Consider the following 18,360-nt stretch of genomic DNA (forward strand, 5'->3'; position numbering starts at 1 on the left):
TACAATCAAATGATAACTCAATAATCAGTCAATGACCTATAAATCATTCTGAATATATGAAACGTAAACATATAGCGACCTGGCTTTTAGCACTTGCCTTAACCGGTTGCAGCAAAGATTTCCTGACCGTGGTCCCCGAAACAGCACTGAGTTCGGCCACGTTTTTTAAGACCGAAGCCGACTTTCAGCAGGCTGTCAATGGGGCTTATGTACCCTTCCGGCAGATGTATAACGAGCGTGCGTGGGTTTTGGAGGAAATGCACTCCGACAATACATATTATGCCCGTAATACACTCTATGGGGCTGTTGACCCAACCGAAAACGTAGCTGATTTTGCCGTTCCAACGGCGAATGGTGTTACTGCCAATGACAACGTACTGGTGCAGTATCGCTTAAATTATGTGATTATTGCCCGTGCCAATCAGATTTTGGCACTTATCGACGGCGCTGGGCTAACGTTCGCTTCCGATGCCTCAAAAAACAATCTGAAAGGGCAGGCTTTATTCCTACGAGCCTTTGCCTACTTCGATCTGGTCCGTTTGTTCGGTAAAGTACCGCTGCACTTAGTGCCTATTACTGGTCGGGAAGATGCTGCTTTGCCGCTGGCCACAACGGATGCGCTTTATACACAAATCGAAAAAGATGCACTGGCTGCCAGCACCGCTTTGCCGAAGAAAGCGACTCAGGACCCAGGTCGGGCAACGTCTGGAGCAGCTAAAACTCTGTTGGCAAACCTGTATATCACACAGAAAAAATGGGCGCAGGCTGAAGCGATACTGAAAGATATTGTTACGAACGATATCTATAAACTGATGCCGGATTATAACGATGCGTTTTCGTACACCAGTACGAATAAGAATAATGCGGAATCTATTTTTGAGATTCAGTATATGGAAGGCTCGGCCGGATATAATGGTAACCAGATTTACCGGTTTCTGCCCTCTCCAATCTCTGCAGCGGAGATCGCACCAATTACGGGAACATCGAACCCGCAGCCTACTTCGCAGGAGAGTAATAACATTCCGACACCGGATCTGATTGCAGCCTACGAAACCGGTGATAAGCGGAAAGATATTTCTATCGGAACCGTTCTTTTAAGCGGAAGTCTGCGAGCCGACAAAAACTATCCGTATATCAAAAAATACGCCCGGCCCCATTCGCTGAATCAGAATACCGGTCAGAACTGGCCTGTTTATCGCTATGCCGAAGTACTGTTGTTTTTAGCAGAATCGTTAAACGAGCAGGGTAAAACCGGCGAGGCTGCAACCTATATAAATCAGGTACGGACTCGCGCAGGTTTGGCGGCTACCACAGCATCAGCTCAGGCCGATATGCGGGAAGCTATATTCAAAGAAAGACGTGTTGAACTGGCCTTCGAAAACAAGCGCTGGTTCGATTTGACCAGAACAGGCCGCGTGAAGGAGATCATTGGTGCCTATGGTGCTAAGGTGAAAGCTAATCCAGCAGCGTATTATTTCCCAGCTGGAGCTGTTCCTCCGCCAAACGCCTTTACGGTTTTAGATGATTATTATGGACTGCCAGCGGTTGAGGCTGCCCTAACACCCAATTTCTAATTTTTACATTCAGTAATAAAACTAAGTATGTGTCAAATCGGTGTGACTCCATCGGGGTCACGCCGACTGGACAACTTAGTGACCCGAATCAATCTGAAATTTATGTATACGTCTGGTAGTCATTTTTCCTGTGCCAGCGGTATACATACCTAAACAGTTATTTAGTTAAACATAGGTTGGTAAGACTAAATCAATAGAAGCAGAATCGTTTCGGCTCTGCTTCTTTTCTTTCTCATACCATCCTGTATTAAGCCGGTATATTGCCCTATATCGGCGCTTTATACGCATATAAGCCGCTTTATCAGTCCGACTAACCGCCATTAGGCATCGATATTAACTTACTTACTCAATACGATTATGTTTTTTACCTACAGACCAGCCAAGTTGATGCTTGCCGTTTCGGCCATCGTTCTGATTGGAGCCTCCTGGGTCAACATGAGCGGGGTGACATCCGAAGCATCCCAGGCCGACAATCCCAAGCTTGACAAACTGAAACTGTTACCCGGTTTCAAAGCGGAACACCTCTATAGCCCCTCTGACAATAAACAAGGGTCTTGGGTAGCTATGGCATTCGACGATAAAGGACGAATGATCACCTCCGATCAGTACGGATTTTTGTATCGTCTAGAGTTGCCGCCCATCGGTTCTGGATCACAACAGCCTAAAATTGAGAAACTGAAAATTGGCGTTCTCCAACCCGGCGATACAACGGTTAGCATGGGCTATGCGCAAGGCTTATTATATGCCTTCAATAGCCTGTATGTTATGGTGAATAACCGGCCAAACAAAAAATTTGAGAAACCCACAGGACTATATCGCCTTCAGGATACCAATGGCGACGATCAGTTCGAGACGATCACCTTACTGAAAGAGTTAAAAGGGCAGGAGGGCGAACATGGTCCACACAGTATGAAGCTCGCTCCCCATGGGAAGTCCATATACGTCATTGCGGGGAACCACACTGATGTGCCTCAAATGGATGCCTATCGCTTGCCGTCTAACTGGAAAGAAGATAATCTGTTCCCCCAAATAAAAGACCCACGCGGGCACGCCAACGATCGGATGGCTCCTGGTGGCTGGATTGCTAATATTGATCCGGAAGGAAAGCGCTGGGAGCTGATAACCGCTGGTTTCCGGAATGCGTTTGATATTGCTTTCAATGAAGCGGGCGATATGTTTGCTTATGATTCGGACATGGAGTGGGATTTTGGTTTGCCTTGGTATCGTCCAACTCGTATTTGTCATGCTACCAGTGGTGGTGAATTTGGCTGGCGTACTGGTAATGGCAAATGGCTTCCAGCCAGTCCCGATAATTTGCCTCCTGTTCTGAACATTGGTCAGGGATCGCCTACGAACTTGCTGTATGCGAGTAATGCACGATTCCCGGAGAGATATCGACAATCGTTACTGGCCTTTGACTGGAGCTTTGGGATTATTTATTCAGTTCATCTGAAACCAAAGGGCGCATCCTACGAAGCAGAGCGCGAAGAATTTATTTCGGGCTCGCCACTTCCATTGACCGATGGTATGATCGGCCCTGATGGTGCCCTTTATTTTCTGACTGGTGGCCGCCGTCTGGAGTCAGATTTATACCGGATTACATATACTGGCACTGAATCTGTAACGCCAGTTGCCAAAGCACCTGTTATTACGAAGGAACATCAGCTTAGAACACAACTGGAAGAGTATCATAAAGGGCCTAATCCCGCAGCTGTTGCGGCTGCCTGGCCTAATCTGAGTCATCCTGACCGATTTGTACGCTATGCTGCCCGTATTGCGGTTGAACATCAGCCTGTAGCGCAATGGCAGGATAAGGTATTTGCCGAAACCGATCCGCAACGCCTGACCCAATCAGCTATTGCATTGGCCCGTCAGGGTAATCCTGCTCAGAAAAGCCAGCTATTGAACGCATTGGTGAAAATTAAATACGACCAATTGCCCGAGTCACAGCAATTCGATTTATGTCGTGCGTTTGAACTGGTTTTCCTACGGATGGGTATGCCCGAAGGTGCCGACCGGGATAAGGTAATTGCTTACCTAAATCCCCACTATCCTGCTAAGACGGCTTTGATGAATCGAGGGCTGAGCCGAGTATTGATTTCGCTGGAAGCCCCGGGTGTGGTTAACAAGACCTTGGCCTTGATGGATATAAAAGATGAACCTGGTAGCCATGATCTTGGTCTCGAAACATCAACGGCCTCATCTGACCTGATTTTGCGTAACCCGCAATACGGATTGGATATTGCCAAGATGTTGGAGAAAGTACCACCATTACAGCAGACATTTTATGCCGTTATGTTGAGCCGGGAGGATACAGGCTGGACACCCGAACTGCGTAATAAATACTTCGCCTGGTTTGCTAATGCGTTCAAATTCCAGGGAGGTCGAAGCTACGTTGGATTCATTGATCGGGCGCGGAAACTGGCACTGGCTCATGTTCCTAAGGAACAGTTTGAAAAATACAACAAGCTGTCGGGTGCGGATTTACTGACCGCATCGGGTAACGATTTTGTGAGCGATTACTCGACTAAAGGGCCTGGCCGTCAATGGAAATTGGACAAAGCGGTTGCTATTGTCGACAGTGGAACTGGAACACGAGACTTTGCTACTGGTCAAAAAATCTATTCGGCCGTTTTGTGCAGCCGCTGCCATTCGATGGGTGGACAAGGTGGCGATATTGGCCCCGACCTGACACAACTGGGTACTCGTTTTTCCAATAAAGACATATTGGAAGCTATCATTAACCCCGATAAAGCCATTTCTGATCAGTATGTGTCTACCATTTTCACGCTGAAAAACGGTGAATCTGTGTTAGGACGCCAGCTTAGTGAAGATAAGACAAGCTATACGATTTCACAGAATCCATTTGCGCCCGATCAAACTCGGAAGATTCAGAAAAGCAGCGTGGCCTCGAAGAAGAATTCAACGGTTTCGATTATGTTGCCTGGTCTGATCAACAGTCTGAATCCTGATGAATTGAAAGACTTGATTGCTTACCTGAAATCGGGTGGTAATCAGGCAAATGATGTATATAAATCGGGATCGAAAGGCAAATGATAAGTAGCGCGGAGAGACTGCCGTTTCGGTGGAAATACGCGCTACGAGACTCAAAAACTGAAATTGACATGCTAAAAAGAAGAAACCTCAACTTTATCCAGCTAGGATTACTGCTGGCGGTTATGACAGCCGTCACTGTTAATACATCCTGCGTAGCGCAAAAAAAGAAAGACGGCTTTGTTCAGATTTTTGACGGTAAAACGCTCAAAGGCTGGGATGGTGATCCTACTTACTGGCGCGTTGAAAATGGTAATCTAGTGGGTGAAATAACCCCCGCTACGCTGCTGAAAACCAACTCGTTCATTATTTGGAAAGGTGGGGAACCCGGCGATTTTGAGTTCAAAGGGGAGTTCAATATCACGCAGGATGGCAACTCTGGTATTAATTACCGTAGCGATCAGTTAACGGATGTACCTTTCGCTTTACGTGGTTACCAGGCCGACATCGATGGGAAAATTCGCTATACGGGTCAGAACTACGAAGAACGGAAACGGACAACGTTGGCGTACCGGGGTCAAAAAACAACGATACCGCCCTATACCGGCCCTGCAACGCCTGAAGGTGTTCGAGCTAACGTGAAAAACAATGCGTGGAACGGCCTGACCGTAACCGGTTCATTGGGCAGCTCTGATTCGCTGAAGACATTTATCAAAAGCGAAGACTGGAACACATTTCGGTTAGTTATAAAAGGTAATCGTTTGCAACACTACATCAATGACGTATTGATGAGCGATGTCACCGATGAAGACACCGTTAACGGAAAATCAAAAGGGTTGCTGGGGGTACAGGTACACGTAGGTCCACCCATGAAAGTGCAGTACCGGAACCTGATGCTGAAACAGTTGTAATTTTTGTTTTTGTTTCAAGTTCAAGGTTTCAGGTTCCAACGAGGAAACTCCTATGGCATAACTTGGAACCTGAAACCTTGAACTTGAAACAAAACCGTAAACTCACTTGCCAATTTTGACTCAACAATCCTGGACAGATAAAGTCTCAAATCCGGCTCAGATCGGCGGCATCGAAACCTCTATACTAGATAACGGATCTGGCCGTGGCACCCGAATTGCCTGGATTAACACCGGAACGGGCTTGCGTTACAAAGTGGTCATCGACCGGGCAATGGATATTGCCGAAGCCTTTTACAATCAACATAGTCTGGCCTGGCTTAGTCATACAGGAGTTACTCCACCCCAACCGTTTTCGGATAAAGGGATTGACTGGCTTCGGACATTTGGTGGTGGCTTACTTACTACCTGCGGCCTCTCACATGTAGGCGGACCCGAACAGGATGCTTATGGCGAACGCGGATTGCATGGGCAAATAAGCAATTGCCCCGCCGAAATTGAATCCATCATCCAGCCTGATCCACTAACTGGCAGACTGGAAATGAGCATTACCGGACGTATTAGGGAAACGAAGATTTTTGGCCCTAGTCTGGAATTGCGACGCACAATATCTGGCATATTGGGACAGCCTTTTCTTCGAACTCATGACGAAGTGATAAACCGAGGTAATATGCCAGTTCCGCATATGCTCCTTTACCATTTCAATTTCGGTTGGCCACTAGTCGATGAAGGAACTGATATTATTTGGCAGGGTGAGTGGCAAACACGTGAAGGTGGTATTAACGCTGACATCTTTCGGGAAGGCAATGACTTCCGGAAATGTCCGGCTCCATTAGACTCGCATAGTGGAACCGGCGAAGCGGTTGCTTCAATTGACAGTACGCCGGATAGTACTGGTCAATGCACGGCTGGTTTGCATAATGCGAAACTAGGCATAGCTGTTGCCCTCCGATTTCAGAAAGCGCAACTGCCCTGGTTGATTAACTGGCAACATTGGGGTAGAGGTGAGTATGTGACGGGATTAGAACCTGCGACTAACCCCTTGATTGGCCAATCGAAAGCTCGTGAGCAGAACGAATTGTTGTTTCTAACACCGGGCGAAATCAAGTCTTATGATTTAGAAATCGAAATTTTACATGAGAAAGCCGCTGTTAATGACTTTCTCTCAAAACATATGGGACGCTGATTTTTATGATTAGTAAGATTTTTGCCGATTTGTTGGGGTAAAACAGAAAATCATAATCTAAGCATATTTATCATAAAGATCGACGTTCAATTACCAATAACATTGTTAAGCTGATTACAAATAAATCCTGTATGGAAACAACGCCAACACTCAGTGTAATTGAAAAAGCATTAGAACAAGGAAAAGGAGTTTTACGGCTGACCCCAACCTGGGTGCCCCGGTCGTTTTGCGTACCTGGCCGTCGGATTAAACTGCACCCAGACGATTACTACGTATTAGGTGGTGAGCGGGGAGGTATCGACGAGCGTTGGTTCTCCTCTACCACACCGGCTAAAAATGGTCCATTAACCGGCGAAAACGAAGGCTTAAGCCACGTAATTTTCAACGACGAAGGCAAGGAAGTCCAGTTTTTGCTGAAAGATGCCGTTAGTGAACTGAAAGGTGAATTGATTGGTGACCGTTTGTGGAATGAGTATGGTGCCTGGCCAATGTATTCCAAGTTTTTCGATAACATGGGCCCACTGCCGCACCACCTACACCACAACGATGAACAGGCTGCTCTGATTGGTCAGTTGGGTAAACCCGAAGCCTATTATTTCCCACCCCAAGTCAATAACCACGGTGGCGATTTTCCCTATACGTTCATCGGTATCGCTCCCGGCACGTCGAAAGAGCAGATTAAAGAGTGCTTACAGAACTTCACCAAAGGCGATAATAAGATTACCAATTACTCATCGGCTTATCGTCTAGAGCCGGGAACGGGTTGGGATGTACCGCCGGGATTGCTCCACGCGCCTGGAAGTATGTGTACCTACGAGCCTCAGAAAGCATCTGACGTATTTGCCATGTACCAGTCATTGGTGAACGAAGCTATTATTCCTGAAGAGTTGCTCTGGAACGGCACACCAAAAGATCGCATCGGCGATTACGATCAACTCATGGAAGCTATCGACTGGGATCTGAATACCGATCCGCAAATGATGGCGAACCGATTCATGAAACCACTGCCGGTTCGGGATGTGGAAGAGATGACAGCCGTTGGATACAGTGAGGTCTGGGTTTGTTACAAGTCGGATGCCTTCAGTGCCAAAGAGTTAACTGTGTTGCCCGGTCAAACGGTAACGATCAAAGATAGTGCTGCTTATGGTCTGATCATGATGCAGGGACACGGTAAATTAAACGATTGGGACATCGAAACCCCTACCATGATTCGGTACGGTCAGTTGACCAACGATGAGTTTTTTGTGAGCGAAAAAGCGGCATTGGAAGGTGTTGTCATCGTCAACCAGTCTACTACCGACCCGATTGTTATGCTGAAACACTTTGGTCCAAGCAACCCTGATTTAGTATTGTAAACAGAACAAACCATACCCTTCTCATGAACGAGAATAACTATCCTAAACTCCACAACGCCATGTGGCCGGGGGTTGTTGGCAAAGGCCCCGATTCCGAACCTGTTGTTGGCTTCGATACCATGCTGGAACTTACAGCCGGAGCTGAAGTAGATGGTGTGAAATTCGATGGCGTCGATCTGGCTCTCTTCGAGCATATCGATGTGAATATATCGGATGATGAGATTAAAAAACTAGCCGATAAAGTAGGTGGTTATAACCTGAAAATTGGCTCGCTGGTGGCGCCAATCTGGGGTGGTCCAGCGATGGGCAGCAAAGAAGATCGCGCCAACTTTGTTGAGATGGTTCGCAAATCCTGCCATATCGGGCAGAAACTAACCGAACTCGGCATTCGTCCGAGTGGTGTAGTACGTATCGACTCAGCCAGCTCTCCGCACGATTGGGATGCTGACCCAACCGGAAACACGAAACTGATTGCCCAGACCTTCCGTGAAGCTTGTGACGTTGCCGCTGAATACGGTGAAAAACTGGCTGCCGAAGGGGAAATCTGTTGGGGCGGTATGCACAGCTGGAAAACCATGCTCGAAACGCTGGAATTGGTTGATCGTCCAAACATGGGTTTCCAGGCCGACATGGCGCATACGTTGCTGTACACAATGGGCTACAACCGTGAGCAGGACCGCATTTTACCGCCTGACTTCGACTGGAGTGACCGAGCTACGCTTGAAGCTGCTCTTAAAACCTTAACGGATGCATTGCGCCCCTGGACAATCGATTTCCACGTCGCACAAAATGATGGAACAGTCTTTGGCTCAGGTTCTCACGATAAAACGGGTCGCCATTGCCAGGCTCTAGATCCAAATGGCAAACTCGATGTTGTTCATGATGCGGGTTATTGGCTGCGCGATGAAAATGGCGTCCTGACCAAAGCCTTTAAACACATCTGCTGGGATGGTTGTATGTTCCCAAATTCGGTGATGACGAACCAGCAAACCTGGAACGACATTCTGGCCACCATGATTAAAGTCCGGAAAGCACACGGCTGGTACGAATAATAGTCAATAGTCGTCAGTCTTGCTGACGTATACGTTTTATCCCCAGGGTCTGTGTCCTCACAGATCTTGGGATCACAGAACATCCAACAATATGTCAACTAAAAAAGAACTACGAATTGGTTTAGTCGGTACCGGATTCATGGGCCGAACACACTCCAATGGCTATAATCGAGTCCCTAATTTTTTCCCCGATCTGGAATATACGCCGGTTTTGAAAGCTGTCTGTTCGCGTAACGCAACCAAAGTACAGGCGTTTGCCGATCAGTGGGGTTACGAATCCATAGAAACCGATTGGAAAGCCTTAATTGCGAGGGATGATATTGACGCTGTCGACATCTGTACACCCAACGATTCGCATGCCGAAATCGCGATTGCTGCAGCTAAGGCTGGGAAGATGATTCTTTGCGAAAAGCCACTGGCTCGTACAGTAGCTGAAGCGCAACAGATGGTCGACGCAGTGAACGAAGCGGGTGTGGCTAATACGGTCTGGTATAACTACAGACGCATTCCAGCGGTTTCGTTGGCGAAACAGATTATTGACTCAGGCAAGCTGGGTAAGATTTTTCATTACCGGGCTAACTTTCTGCAGGACTGGACCATTAGTGCTGATGTTCCTCAGGGTGGTGCGGGTACCTGGCGTATGGACGTTGAAGCGGCTGGTTCTGGCGTAACCGGTGACCTGTTGGCTCACTGCATCGACACGGCTATGTGGCTGAACGGCGCGATCAAAGACGTATCGGCCGTTACCGAAACTTTCGTAAAGGAACGGTTTCACCAGGGAACCGGAAAAGTAGAACCTGTCGGTATTGATGACGCCTGTATCTTCCACTGCCACTTCGAAAACGGATCGTTAGGTCTATTCGAGTCGACGCGCTATGCCCGTGGACACAAAGCCCTTTACACCCTTGAAATCAATGGTGAAAATGCCTCGATCCGCTGGGATTTGCATGACTTGAATCGTCTGGAATATTTTGACCATAGCGACGAAGGTATCGTTCGTGGATGGCGCTCGATTCACGTAACGGATGGCGATCAACCCTACATGGATAAATGGTGGGTACCCGGATTAGGCATCGGCTACGAACATAGCTTTATTCATCAGGTAGCCGATTTTCTGAAAAGTCTGGAAACTGGCGCTCCCTGTTCGCCAAACTTCCAGGATGCGTTGGAAACTCAGAAAGTCTGCGAAGCCGTGCTGGAATCGGCCGCTTCCAGAAGCTGGAAAGACACGGGTGTTGAGGAGTTTACGCAGTAAAAAGTTTCTTTTTAAGCATAGAAAAGACGTTGGTTTTGTCATTCCGACGGAGGAGGAATCTCAAGCTCACATATTAATCGAGCTTGAGATTCCTCCTCCGTCGGAATGACAAAACCACGTTCATTTTTGATCAATATTCGTTACGCTGACGCTGTTATGGCTTCCCCCCAAGACTACATCCTTCAAGTACGTGGACTGACGAAACTATTCGCGGGTGTAGTGGCCCTGGACAACGTTCAACTGAACGTACGTATGGGAGAAGTGCATGCGTTGATGGGGGAGAATGGAGCGGGGAAATCTACACTGATGAAACTCCTGATCGGGCTTCTAAAACCCGATTCTGGCGAGATTAGCTTTGACGGTAACGACTTAACTACTAGTCATGTCAGGGATGTTATCAGGCAAGGCATCTCCATGATTCACCAGGAGATGCTGGTTGTACCTGAATTAACTGTCGCACAAAATATCTTTCTGGGTCGGGAAGCAAACGGGAAGCTGTTTAGCTGGTTAAACGACAGAAATTTAACGGAACAGGCAGCCCAACTCCTCAAGCAAATGGGCGTGAACATACGCCCTGATACCCAGATGAAATACCTTAGCGTGGCGCAGATGCAAATGGTCGAAATCGCCAAAGCCATCTCGAACAATGCGAAGGTGATTATCATGGATGAACCCACATCGGCCCTGTCGGATAAAGAAGTCGCTATGTTATTTAGTATTATCATCGACCTGAAGAAAAAGGGCGTGGCCATCATCTACATTTCCCATAAAATGGAGGAGATTTTTACCATTGCCGATACCATTACGGTGCTTCGAGACGGGAAATACATTGCTACCAAGCCCGCTGCTGAGTTCGATATACATACCCTGATCACTATGATGGTTGGGCGCGAGATCGATACCCTGTTTCCAATTTCGACTATTCAGCCTGGCAAAGAGGTACTGTCTGTGAGACAATTGAGCAGAAAGGGGAAGTTCTCCGACATCAATTTTGACGTTCATGAAGGGGAGGTGTTAGGTATTGCTGGTCTGATGGGTGCAGGAAGAACCGAGATTGCCTGCGCCATTTACGGCCTTGATCCCGCTGATGGTGGAGAACTGTACATCAAAGGCGAAAAGGTTGTCATAAATGCACCGCAGGATGCTATTCAGCATGGCATCGGCTACGTTAGCGAAGATCGAAAACAGTTCGGTTTTATTCCACGCTTATCGGTTCGGGAAAATATTACTCTGGCCAGCTTACCAAAGTATGCAAAAGGCTTGTTGGTCCAGGCAAAAAGTGAGTCGGAAGTTGCCGATGCAATGATGGCCGATTTACGGATAAAAGCATCCAGTTCGAATCAACCCGTTGTGCAGCTAAGTGGTGGTAATCAGCAGAAAGTAGTCATCGGCAAAATATTGCTTTCTTCACCATCGCTCATCATTCTCGACGAACCAACACGGGGTATTGATATTGGTGCAAAGGCCGAGATTTACAAACTCATCAATCAATTGAAAGAAGCGGGAACGGCCATCATTCTGATTTCATCCGAACTGCCAGAACTTCTCGGCCTAAGTGATCGAATACTGGTTGTGTCGCAGGGAAAACAAACTGCCGTTTTATTGGCGAAGGAGGCCACTCAGGAAACGATTATGCACTACGCGATGGAGCCTTGATATAATCCATTAAATGTCTCTATTGGAATAAAGTGCATTGCAGTTTAAGATTTTTGTATGACCCCGATGGGGTCAAATGTTTATAGCAAGTAGAAATTTCTATAAACATCTGACCCCATCGGTGTCATACAAGTCAGCAGATGATTTAATCTAACGTTTGCCAGTTACTTACAATACATGGAAAAAGACTTTACGTTGATTAAGGGCGACGGCTATGGCGTTTTACATATGCGAAATATTGGCAAATATGTCCTTCTGATCGTTCTGGTGGCGATTTGCATTGCCCTTTCGATGACAACCCCGAGGTTTTTCACGATTCAGAATCTGATGATTATTGTCACGCAGGTGTCAATAAATGCATTACTGGCCTTTGGCGTTACGTTTGTGATTATCACAGGCGGCATCGACCTCTCTATCGGTTCGATTGTTGCTGTTACGGGCGTTGTGGCGGCTTCGTTTGCACATGCTGATACGTATCCGGTTATCGTGCCAATTGGTGTTGGCCTACTGGCGGGTTTGCTGTTTGGGGCCTTCAACGGCTTTGTTGTTACCCGTACGAAAGTACCTCCGTTTATTGTTACCCTCGGCACTATGACCATTGGCCGGGGATTAGCCCTGATTCTGAGCAAAGGGCGACCAATTTCTAACCTGTCTGATTCATTCAACTTTATTGGGGGAGGTAAAGTACTCGGTGTCCCCACACTGATTATTATCCTTGTAGTGTTCTTTGGCATCTGTACAGTTATTCTGAAGAAGACCGTTATAGGGCGCTATATGTATGCTGTGGGCGGAAACGAACAGGCAGCTAAAGCATCGGGAATTCAATTGAGCAAAGTAAAAATGGTCGTTTACACCCTATGCGGTGGATTGGCTGCCCTCGCCGGAATCCTCCTGACTTCCCGCATCACAACCGGCCAGCCGAATGCCGGAGCAGGTTTTGAGTTGGACGCTATAGCCGCTGCCATCATTGGTGGAACCAGTACATCGGGGGGAGCTGGAACGATGATCGGAACCCTGTTGGGCGCTTTACTGATTGGTGTTATCAGCAATGGCCTGGATTTGCTCAACGTAACATCGTATTACCAACAGGTTGTAATGGGTGTTATCATCATTGGGGCCGTAGTGCTGAATAGTTTGAAACAACCTTCTAATTGATTTTATAATGAAACGCATTCAGTTAACATCGCTGAGCAGTTTGTTCTTTCTTAGTGTCCTGCTTGCCGCGTGTAGTCAATCGTCAACTAGTGAAAAAAGTGCCGATGGCGAAGGCAAAAAACTAGTAGTGGGTGTGACTATGCTCAGTATGCAGAATGAATTTATCGTCAACGTACATGATGCCATGGTTAAAAAGGCTGAAGCCGATGGTGTTGAGCTAATTACGGTTGATGCCGAGCGCTCTGCACTGAAACAGGTGGAGCAGGTTGAGAGCTTCATTGCCCAGAAAGTGGATGCTATCATTATGAATCCCTGCGAAGTAGAAGCCAGTTCACCAGCCGTAACAAAAGCGTTGGCTGCCAAAATCCCAATCATCAACGTAAATTCAGAAACGAGCGCAAAACCCACGGCTTTTGTTGGTTCCGATGACGTGGAATCAGCTCGAATTGCCATGAAATACATTGCGGAGAAACTGGGCGGTAAAGGCAATGTACTGATGATGCACGGTTATATGGGTCAGGCAGCGCAGATAAAACGGGAGCAGGGCGCTCGGGAGATTCTGAAACAATACCCAAACCTGAAACTTCTTGCTCATCAGACCGGCGAGTGGGATCGGGCAAAAGGCATGTCGCTGATGGAAAACTGGATTCAGTCGTATGGCTCTCAGATCAATGCGGTTTTCGCGCAGAATGATGAGATGGGTTTAGGGGCTGTGAAAGCCCTGACCGATGCTGGTCTGAAAGACAAAGTAATTGTCGTGAGTATCGATGCTATTCCAGATGGTCTACAGGCCGTAAAGAAAGGAACACTGGACGCTACGGTTTTTCAAAATGCTGAAGAACAAGGATCGAAAGCTGTTGAAACCGCTGTGAAAGCCGCAAAAGGGCAAGCCTATGGTAAAGAAACGCTCATTCCGTTTCAATTAGTGACGAAAGAAAACCTGACTAAGTTTTTGAAATAGAATCCGTTTTTCTCCTTTTTTGTCATTCCTACGAAGGAGGAATCTCAAACTCTCATATCAGTCAAGCTTGAGATTCCTCCTTCGTAGGAATGACAAAACACGATTAATTGGCGTATTTAGCCTGCATGGCTTTGATGAACTTGAGGCCGTTTTCAGCAATATCCCAGGGGTCGTTGTATTCGCGCCAGACGTTGATCGAATTGGCGAAATCAATGTCATTGCGGGTAAACGCTTCAATCGTCATCCAGCCTTTATAGTCGATTTCGGCTAGTGTTCGGAAGGTGTCATCCCAGGGAATGTGTCCGTCACCGGGTGTACCCCGATCATTTTCGCTGATGTGTACGTGTGCCAGTACGGGAGCAATGGTCTGAATTGCTTTCGAAAATTGCTTTTCCTCCATATTGGCATGGTGCGTATCGAACATCGCCCGAACATTCGAATGATCGGCCAAGTGAACCAGATGCGACAATTGCTCCATCGTATTGCATAGATAACACTCAAAGCGATTTAACGCTTCGGGCGTCAGTACGATGTTTGCCTGTTTGGCGTAGTCGCCGACGATGTGCAACACTTCGGCACTGTGTGCATATTCATCGGGCTGTGGCTCCCGGCGTGTGAACGTAGCAAAAGCGGAATGAAATGGGCCGCAGAGAACCGATGCATTCATGGCATGGGCGCGGTCGATGACACCTTTCAAAAAATCAACGGCTTGCTCCCGAACTTTAGCTGATTCGCTGGCCGGATTTTCGTCGGGACCCACCACCACGACGCAAGTACTTTGCAAGCCAAGCTGGTTCAGGTGATCGCCAAACTGGCGGTAGGCAGAAACATCTGTATTATCGACAAAGCACTCGATTCCATCATAACCGATGGTTTTAAGCCGCTCTGTGATCGGATTCAATTCTTCGGACATTACAGCTGTCCAGGCTAATACGTTGAAGCCGACGGGTGAAACTAGTGAATTGGGCATTAGTTAAAGACTTTGTTTTTTCATGTAGTTGGCCTAGTCACTATTTGACTTGTGGTGTCAGATTTAAGAATCTGACACCACTCTCTGGTTGATAATCACTTCTCCATCGGATGATCTTTCAACAATTGATCCGGCGAATAGAAGTCTTTTTTTCGTTCCGTGGCCGCTCTGACCTGTTTCACCTTTTCAGGCGTAATGGGCGAAGCGTTGTTACCGAAGGAATTCCGTACGTAGGTCAATACGGCAGCAATTTCATTGTCTTTCAACAAGCCGCCAAAGGGGGTCATAGGCACTTGTCCAGGATAATTCTTACCAACCACTTCGATTGGTCCCATAACACCTTTTAAGACTATTTTTATCAGTCGTTCTTCGTTGCCAGACACCCAATTCGTACCCGTAAGTGGCGGAAATCCAGAAGCCGCAAGGCCTTTGCCATCGGGTTGGTGGCAAGTGGTGCAGTAACCTTCTTTGGCGTAGATTGCTTTACCCATATTAAACATCGCCAAATCCGGGCCTTTTAGCGTTGTTTTCTCTGCTACTTCTTTCTCCTTCTTCACGTTTTCGCCTTTCAGGTGCGCAACGGCGGCATCGTAGGCATGAATCATCCAATCGTCCAGTGGCTTTTTGGCAGCTTCGGCCAGAATAGGAAGACCCTTTTCTTTCCCGATCCAGGAAGCGGCAACGATAGCATCTAGCCGAACCCGACTATTCTCATCCTTAACTGCCTGCATCAACAAATCAGCCTGATCCTTCACTTGGTGCCCAGTGTATCGAACTACCTGAACGGCAGCAGCTCGGGCGTGGTAATCTTTGGCTTTCAGCACTTGCCGGAGCAGAGTCTGATCGACTTTGTCCATGCCCCAACTCACCCATAAGCCTTCCAGCAGATGGTGCTCGTAACGAGGATCTTTTTTGTCTAGACCAGCTACCCACGTTTTCAATTTGGCTAATACCTCCGAGGCATCCCGACCGCGGAGTTCACGGCGGGTGCGGTAACGGGTGCGGTATTCTGGCAGTTTGAGATTGTCCAGCAATTGCTCGACACTGGCGCCATCTATTTTAGCCGGCGTCACCAGTGGGCGTGAGGGATACGTAATCCGATACACCCGGCCATGTGAATGGTCGCGCAGGGGATCGCGGGCGTTGTGCTGCATGTGGCCGATCAGAATGTTGTGCCAGTCGATCAAATACAGTGAACCATCGGGAGCAAACTCCATATCGACCGGCCGGAAATTGCGGTCTTCACTTACTACTAAATCCGCGCGGTGCTTGCTCTTATAGCCGGTTCCATCGTCGACGAGCGTGTGTTCTTTCGTGCCCAGGAAACCGATGGTGTTATTGATCAGGAAATCACCCTGAATATCGTCTGGGAAATGGCGACTGGATACGAATTCCAAACCAGAAGTAGGCCGAACCCGGTGCGCATCTTCAACCAATTGAACCGACTTGTGGGTGTATTCGCCATAGCGAGGTAGTACCGAACCGGGCATCATCCAGCGAACATCCGGGCTGGAGGTTTCGGCGAAGAACGGTTGACCCCAATCGTCGAAGGCAATACCCCAGGGGTTCGGGATGGAAAGTTGCGCCGTGCGTTCCAGCTTGTGCAGTTGGGGGGCATAACGATAAAATCCGCCATTCGTAGCTCGAACCGGTCCATACGAAGTTTCGACGTTGGTGTGCAAAAACACCCCTTCGCCAGAGTAAATCGCGCCAGATGGATCAACGCAAAAAGCGTGGCTATTGTGGTGGGTGTCGTGATCGTCGTAGCCACTCATCAGAATCACACTTTTGTCGGCTTTGTCGTCACCGTTTGTATCGGTGAAAAGCTTTAAATTCGGTCCCTGTGAGATGTAGACGCCTTCTTTAGCGATTTCAAAGCCAAGCGGAAGGTGCAGGTGATCAGCAAAAACCGTTTGCTTATCGGCCTTCCCGTCGCCGTTGGTATCTTCCAGAATCAGGATTTTGTCATTGGGCTTCGGGTCACCGGGTTTGTAGTGCGGATAGCTGGGCATAGCTGCCACCCAAAGCCGCCCCTTGTTATCGAATGACATTTGCATGGGTTTCGCCAGATCGGGGAACTCTTCTTCGGAAGCAAATAATTCGATTTTATAGCCTTGTGGCACTTTAAGTTTGCTCAGTGCTTCCTGCCCGTACAGATACGTCAGACTACCGTTTTTCTCCGGGTTAAAATTGGTTTTTACTTCAGGCAGTTTTCTTGTTCGCTCATCGGCAGCTTCAACGTCCATTTTTTCGCCTTTCGATGCCGCGAGCCATACCGCTGTATCCCGAATGGCCGTCATCTGCCGGATTTTCTCGATTTCAGCAGGATAATTGTCAGGCCCGAATGGGTTATAGCGACGACCGTAGACGTGAACGCCATTCGGAATTTTATAGTCGTTATGAAACATCCAGTCTTTCTCTATAACAGCATCATAAACCAGTTTCCGTCTGGCTTCAGCTTTAGGCGACGATTTGCCGAAAACCTGGTCGACGAGCAGAGGGCCTAGCTTTTTGTAACCTTCATCGGTTAGTTGAGAACCATCAATTGTCAGTGGTTCTGCGATGGAATCGTACCACTGCTGAGAAGGTGTATAGGCATCGACAAAAAGGACCTTGTTTTTCTCTGCGATTTCCTTCATGGCATTCGCATAGAGCGAAATGTTCTCGTTCTCGACTTTGCCATTTGGTAGATCGTATTTGTCGGATAAGTTTTCGAACGCGATGGGCGATACAATAGCCAGCTGTGGAGCTGTAGTGCCGTTGTATTTCTGACTCAGCGTATGTTTGATAAAAGCGTCCAGCTCAGCTTTGTAATTGTCCAGCCCCGCTTTTCCCTGGAAGGATTCGTTGTAGCCAAAAAAGGCGATGATCACATCGGTTTTGAGCCGAGTAAGCCACTCATCCGGCGATTCAAACTGGCCCTGACTATCCGATGGGTTCGCATATTCGGTTTGAAAACGCTCGGCACCCGGAAAAGCCCAGGGCGAAAACCGGCTCGAACGAGGTCTGAAACCGGGTGTGTCGCCCGGATCGCACATGTTACGGATATAAAGCTGATCGTCGGGGTAGCGAACCTGCATTTCGGTCTCAAAATGATCGAAATTCATCATTCGAGAGCCCAAGTTGTTGCCAATCAGACTGATATGTGTGCCTTTCTTCAGCGTGATCGGCTGAAAGGCATTACCTGAACTTGACAGTTGGCCTGACTGAAAAGCACTAAACCCGATGAGGATAGCGCCAACAATCAGGAGTAAGCTATAGATGTTAGTTCTACTAGAAACAAACGATTTCATA

At 47.8% G+C, this 18,360-nt stretch carries 12 protein-coding genes; 10 read left to right on the top strand and 2 right to left on the bottom strand.

The window, feature by feature from the left end; all coding sequences use genetic code 11:
• The first annotated feature begins 56 nt into the window (after nucleotides 1–56).
• The 10 genes from GO755_RS18485 to GO755_RS18530 all read left to right on the top strand — a co-directional run bounded on the left by GO755_RS18485 (nucleotide 57) and on the right by GO755_RS18530 (nucleotide 14,096).
• A complete protein-coding gene (locus tag GO755_RS18485) occupies nucleotides 57–1,574 on the top strand; it encodes a RagB/SusD family nutrient uptake outer membrane protein (RefSeq protein WP_157586717.1) in 1,518 nt (505 codons plus the stop codon).
• 357 nt (nucleotides 1,575–1,931) lie between these two features.
• Nucleotides 1,932–4,631, top strand: coding sequence for a c-type cytochrome (locus GO755_RS18490; protein ID WP_157586719.1), 2,700 nt, complete (start codon nucleotides 1,932–1,934; stop codon nucleotides 4,629–4,631).
• Nucleotides 4,632–4,699: 68 nt separating this feature from the next.
• Nucleotides 4,700–5,479 (top strand): 3-keto-disaccharide hydrolase, encoded by a 780-nt coding sequence (locus tag GO755_RS18495; RefSeq protein ID WP_157586721.1) that lies wholly within the window; start codon nucleotides 4,700–4,702, stop codon nucleotides 5,477–5,479.
• A 115-nt stretch (nucleotides 5,480–5,594) separates the two neighbouring features.
• Complete coding sequence (locus GO755_RS18500) at nucleotides 5,595–6,662, top strand: aldose 1-epimerase family protein (protein WP_157586723.1); 1,068 nt, start codon at nucleotides 5,595–5,597, stop codon at nucleotides 6,660–6,662.
• A 131-nt stretch (nucleotides 6,663–6,793) separates the two neighbouring features.
• Nucleotides 6,794–8,017: a class I mannose-6-phosphate isomerase gene (locus GO755_RS18505; protein ID WP_157586725.1), complete on the top strand. Its 1,224-nt coding sequence runs from the start codon at nucleotides 6,794–6,796 to the stop codon at nucleotides 8,015–8,017.
• A gap of 23 nt (nucleotides 8,018–8,040) precedes the next feature.
• Nucleotides 8,041–9,069, top strand: coding sequence for a sugar phosphate isomerase/epimerase family protein (locus GO755_RS18510; protein ID WP_157586727.1), 1,029 nt, complete (start codon nucleotides 8,041–8,043; stop codon nucleotides 9,067–9,069).
• A gap of 91 nt (nucleotides 9,070–9,160) precedes the next feature.
• On the top strand, nucleotides 9,161–10,324 hold the full coding sequence (locus GO755_RS18515; RefSeq protein WP_157586728.1) for a Gfo/Idh/MocA family protein: 1,164 nt from the start codon (nucleotides 9,161–9,163) through the stop codon (nucleotides 10,322–10,324).
• A 156-nt stretch (nucleotides 10,325–10,480) separates the two neighbouring features.
• Nucleotides 10,481–11,980: a sugar ABC transporter ATP-binding protein gene (locus GO755_RS18520; RefSeq protein ID WP_157586730.1), complete on the top strand. Its 1,500-nt coding sequence runs from the start codon at nucleotides 10,481–10,483 to the stop codon at nucleotides 11,978–11,980.
• A gap of 228 nt (nucleotides 11,981–12,208) precedes the next feature.
• On the top strand, nucleotides 12,209–13,135 hold the full coding sequence (locus GO755_RS18525; RefSeq protein WP_227687002.1) for an ABC transporter permease: 927 nt from the start codon (nucleotides 12,209–12,211) through the stop codon (nucleotides 13,133–13,135).
• 7 nt (nucleotides 13,136–13,142) lie between these two features.
• Nucleotides 13,143–14,096, top strand: coding sequence for a sugar ABC transporter substrate-binding protein (locus GO755_RS18530; RefSeq protein ID WP_157586734.1), 954 nt, complete (start codon nucleotides 13,143–13,145; stop codon nucleotides 14,094–14,096).
• 103 nt (nucleotides 14,097–14,199) lie between these two features.
• Here the strand turns inward: GO755_RS18530 and GO755_RS18535 are convergent, their stop codons facing one another.
• A complete protein-coding gene (locus tag GO755_RS18535) occupies nucleotides 14,200–15,066 on the bottom strand; it encodes a sugar phosphate isomerase/epimerase family protein (protein WP_157586736.1) in 867 nt (288 codons plus the stop codon).
• Nucleotides 15,067–15,161: 95 nt separating this feature from the next.
• On the bottom strand, nucleotides 15,162–18,359 hold the full coding sequence (locus tag GO755_RS18540; protein ID WP_157586738.1) for a PVC-type heme-binding CxxCH protein: 3,198 nt from the start codon (nucleotides 18,357–18,359) through the stop codon (nucleotides 15,162–15,164).
• Nucleotide 18,360: the final 1 nt, after the last annotated feature.

This window comes from Spirosoma arboris (assembly GCF_009754945.1).
GTDB lineage: Bacteria > Bacteroidota > Bacteroidia > Cytophagales > Spirosomataceae > Spirosoma > Spirosoma arboris.

Bases quoted from the DNA above. Each gene is read 5' to 3' on its own strand.
- GO755_RS18485 (WP_157586717.1), top strand. From the start codon at position 57: ATGAAACGTAAACATATAGCGACCTGGCTTTTAGCACTTGCCTTAACC.
- GO755_RS18490 (WP_157586719.1), top strand. From the start codon at position 1,932: ATGTTTTTTACCTACAGACCAGCCAAGTTGATGCTTGCCGTTTCGGCC.
- GO755_RS18495 (WP_157586721.1), top strand. From the start codon at position 4,700: ATGCTAAAAAGAAGAAACCTCAACTTTATCCAGCTAGGATTACTGCTG.
- GO755_RS18505 (WP_157586725.1), top strand. From the start codon at position 6,794: ATGGAAACAACGCCAACACTCAGTGTAATTGAAAAAGCATTAGAACAA.
- GO755_RS18510 (WP_157586727.1), top strand. From the start codon at position 8,041: ATGAACGAGAATAACTATCCTAAACTCCACAACGCCATGTGGCCGGGG.
- GO755_RS18515 (WP_157586728.1), top strand. From the start codon at position 9,161: ATGTCAACTAAAAAAGAACTACGAATTGGTTTAGTCGGTACCGGATTC.
- GO755_RS18520 (WP_157586730.1), top strand. From the start codon at position 10,481: ATGGCTTCCCCCCAAGACTACATCCTTCAAGTACGTGGACTGACGAAA.
- GO755_RS18525 (WP_227687002.1), top strand. From the start codon at position 12,209: ATGCGAAATATTGGCAAATATGTCCTTCTGATCGTTCTGGTGGCGATT.
- GO755_RS18530 (WP_157586734.1), top strand. From the start codon at position 13,143: ATGAAACGCATTCAGTTAACATCGCTGAGCAGTTTGTTCTTTCTTAGT.
- GO755_RS18535 (WP_157586736.1), bottom strand. From the start codon at position 15,066: ATGCCCAATTCACTAGTTTCACCCGTCGGCTTCAACGTATTAGCCTGG.
- GO755_RS18540 (WP_157586738.1), bottom strand. From the start codon at position 18,359: ATGAAATCGTTTGTTTCTAGTAGAACTAACATCTATAGCTTACTCCTG.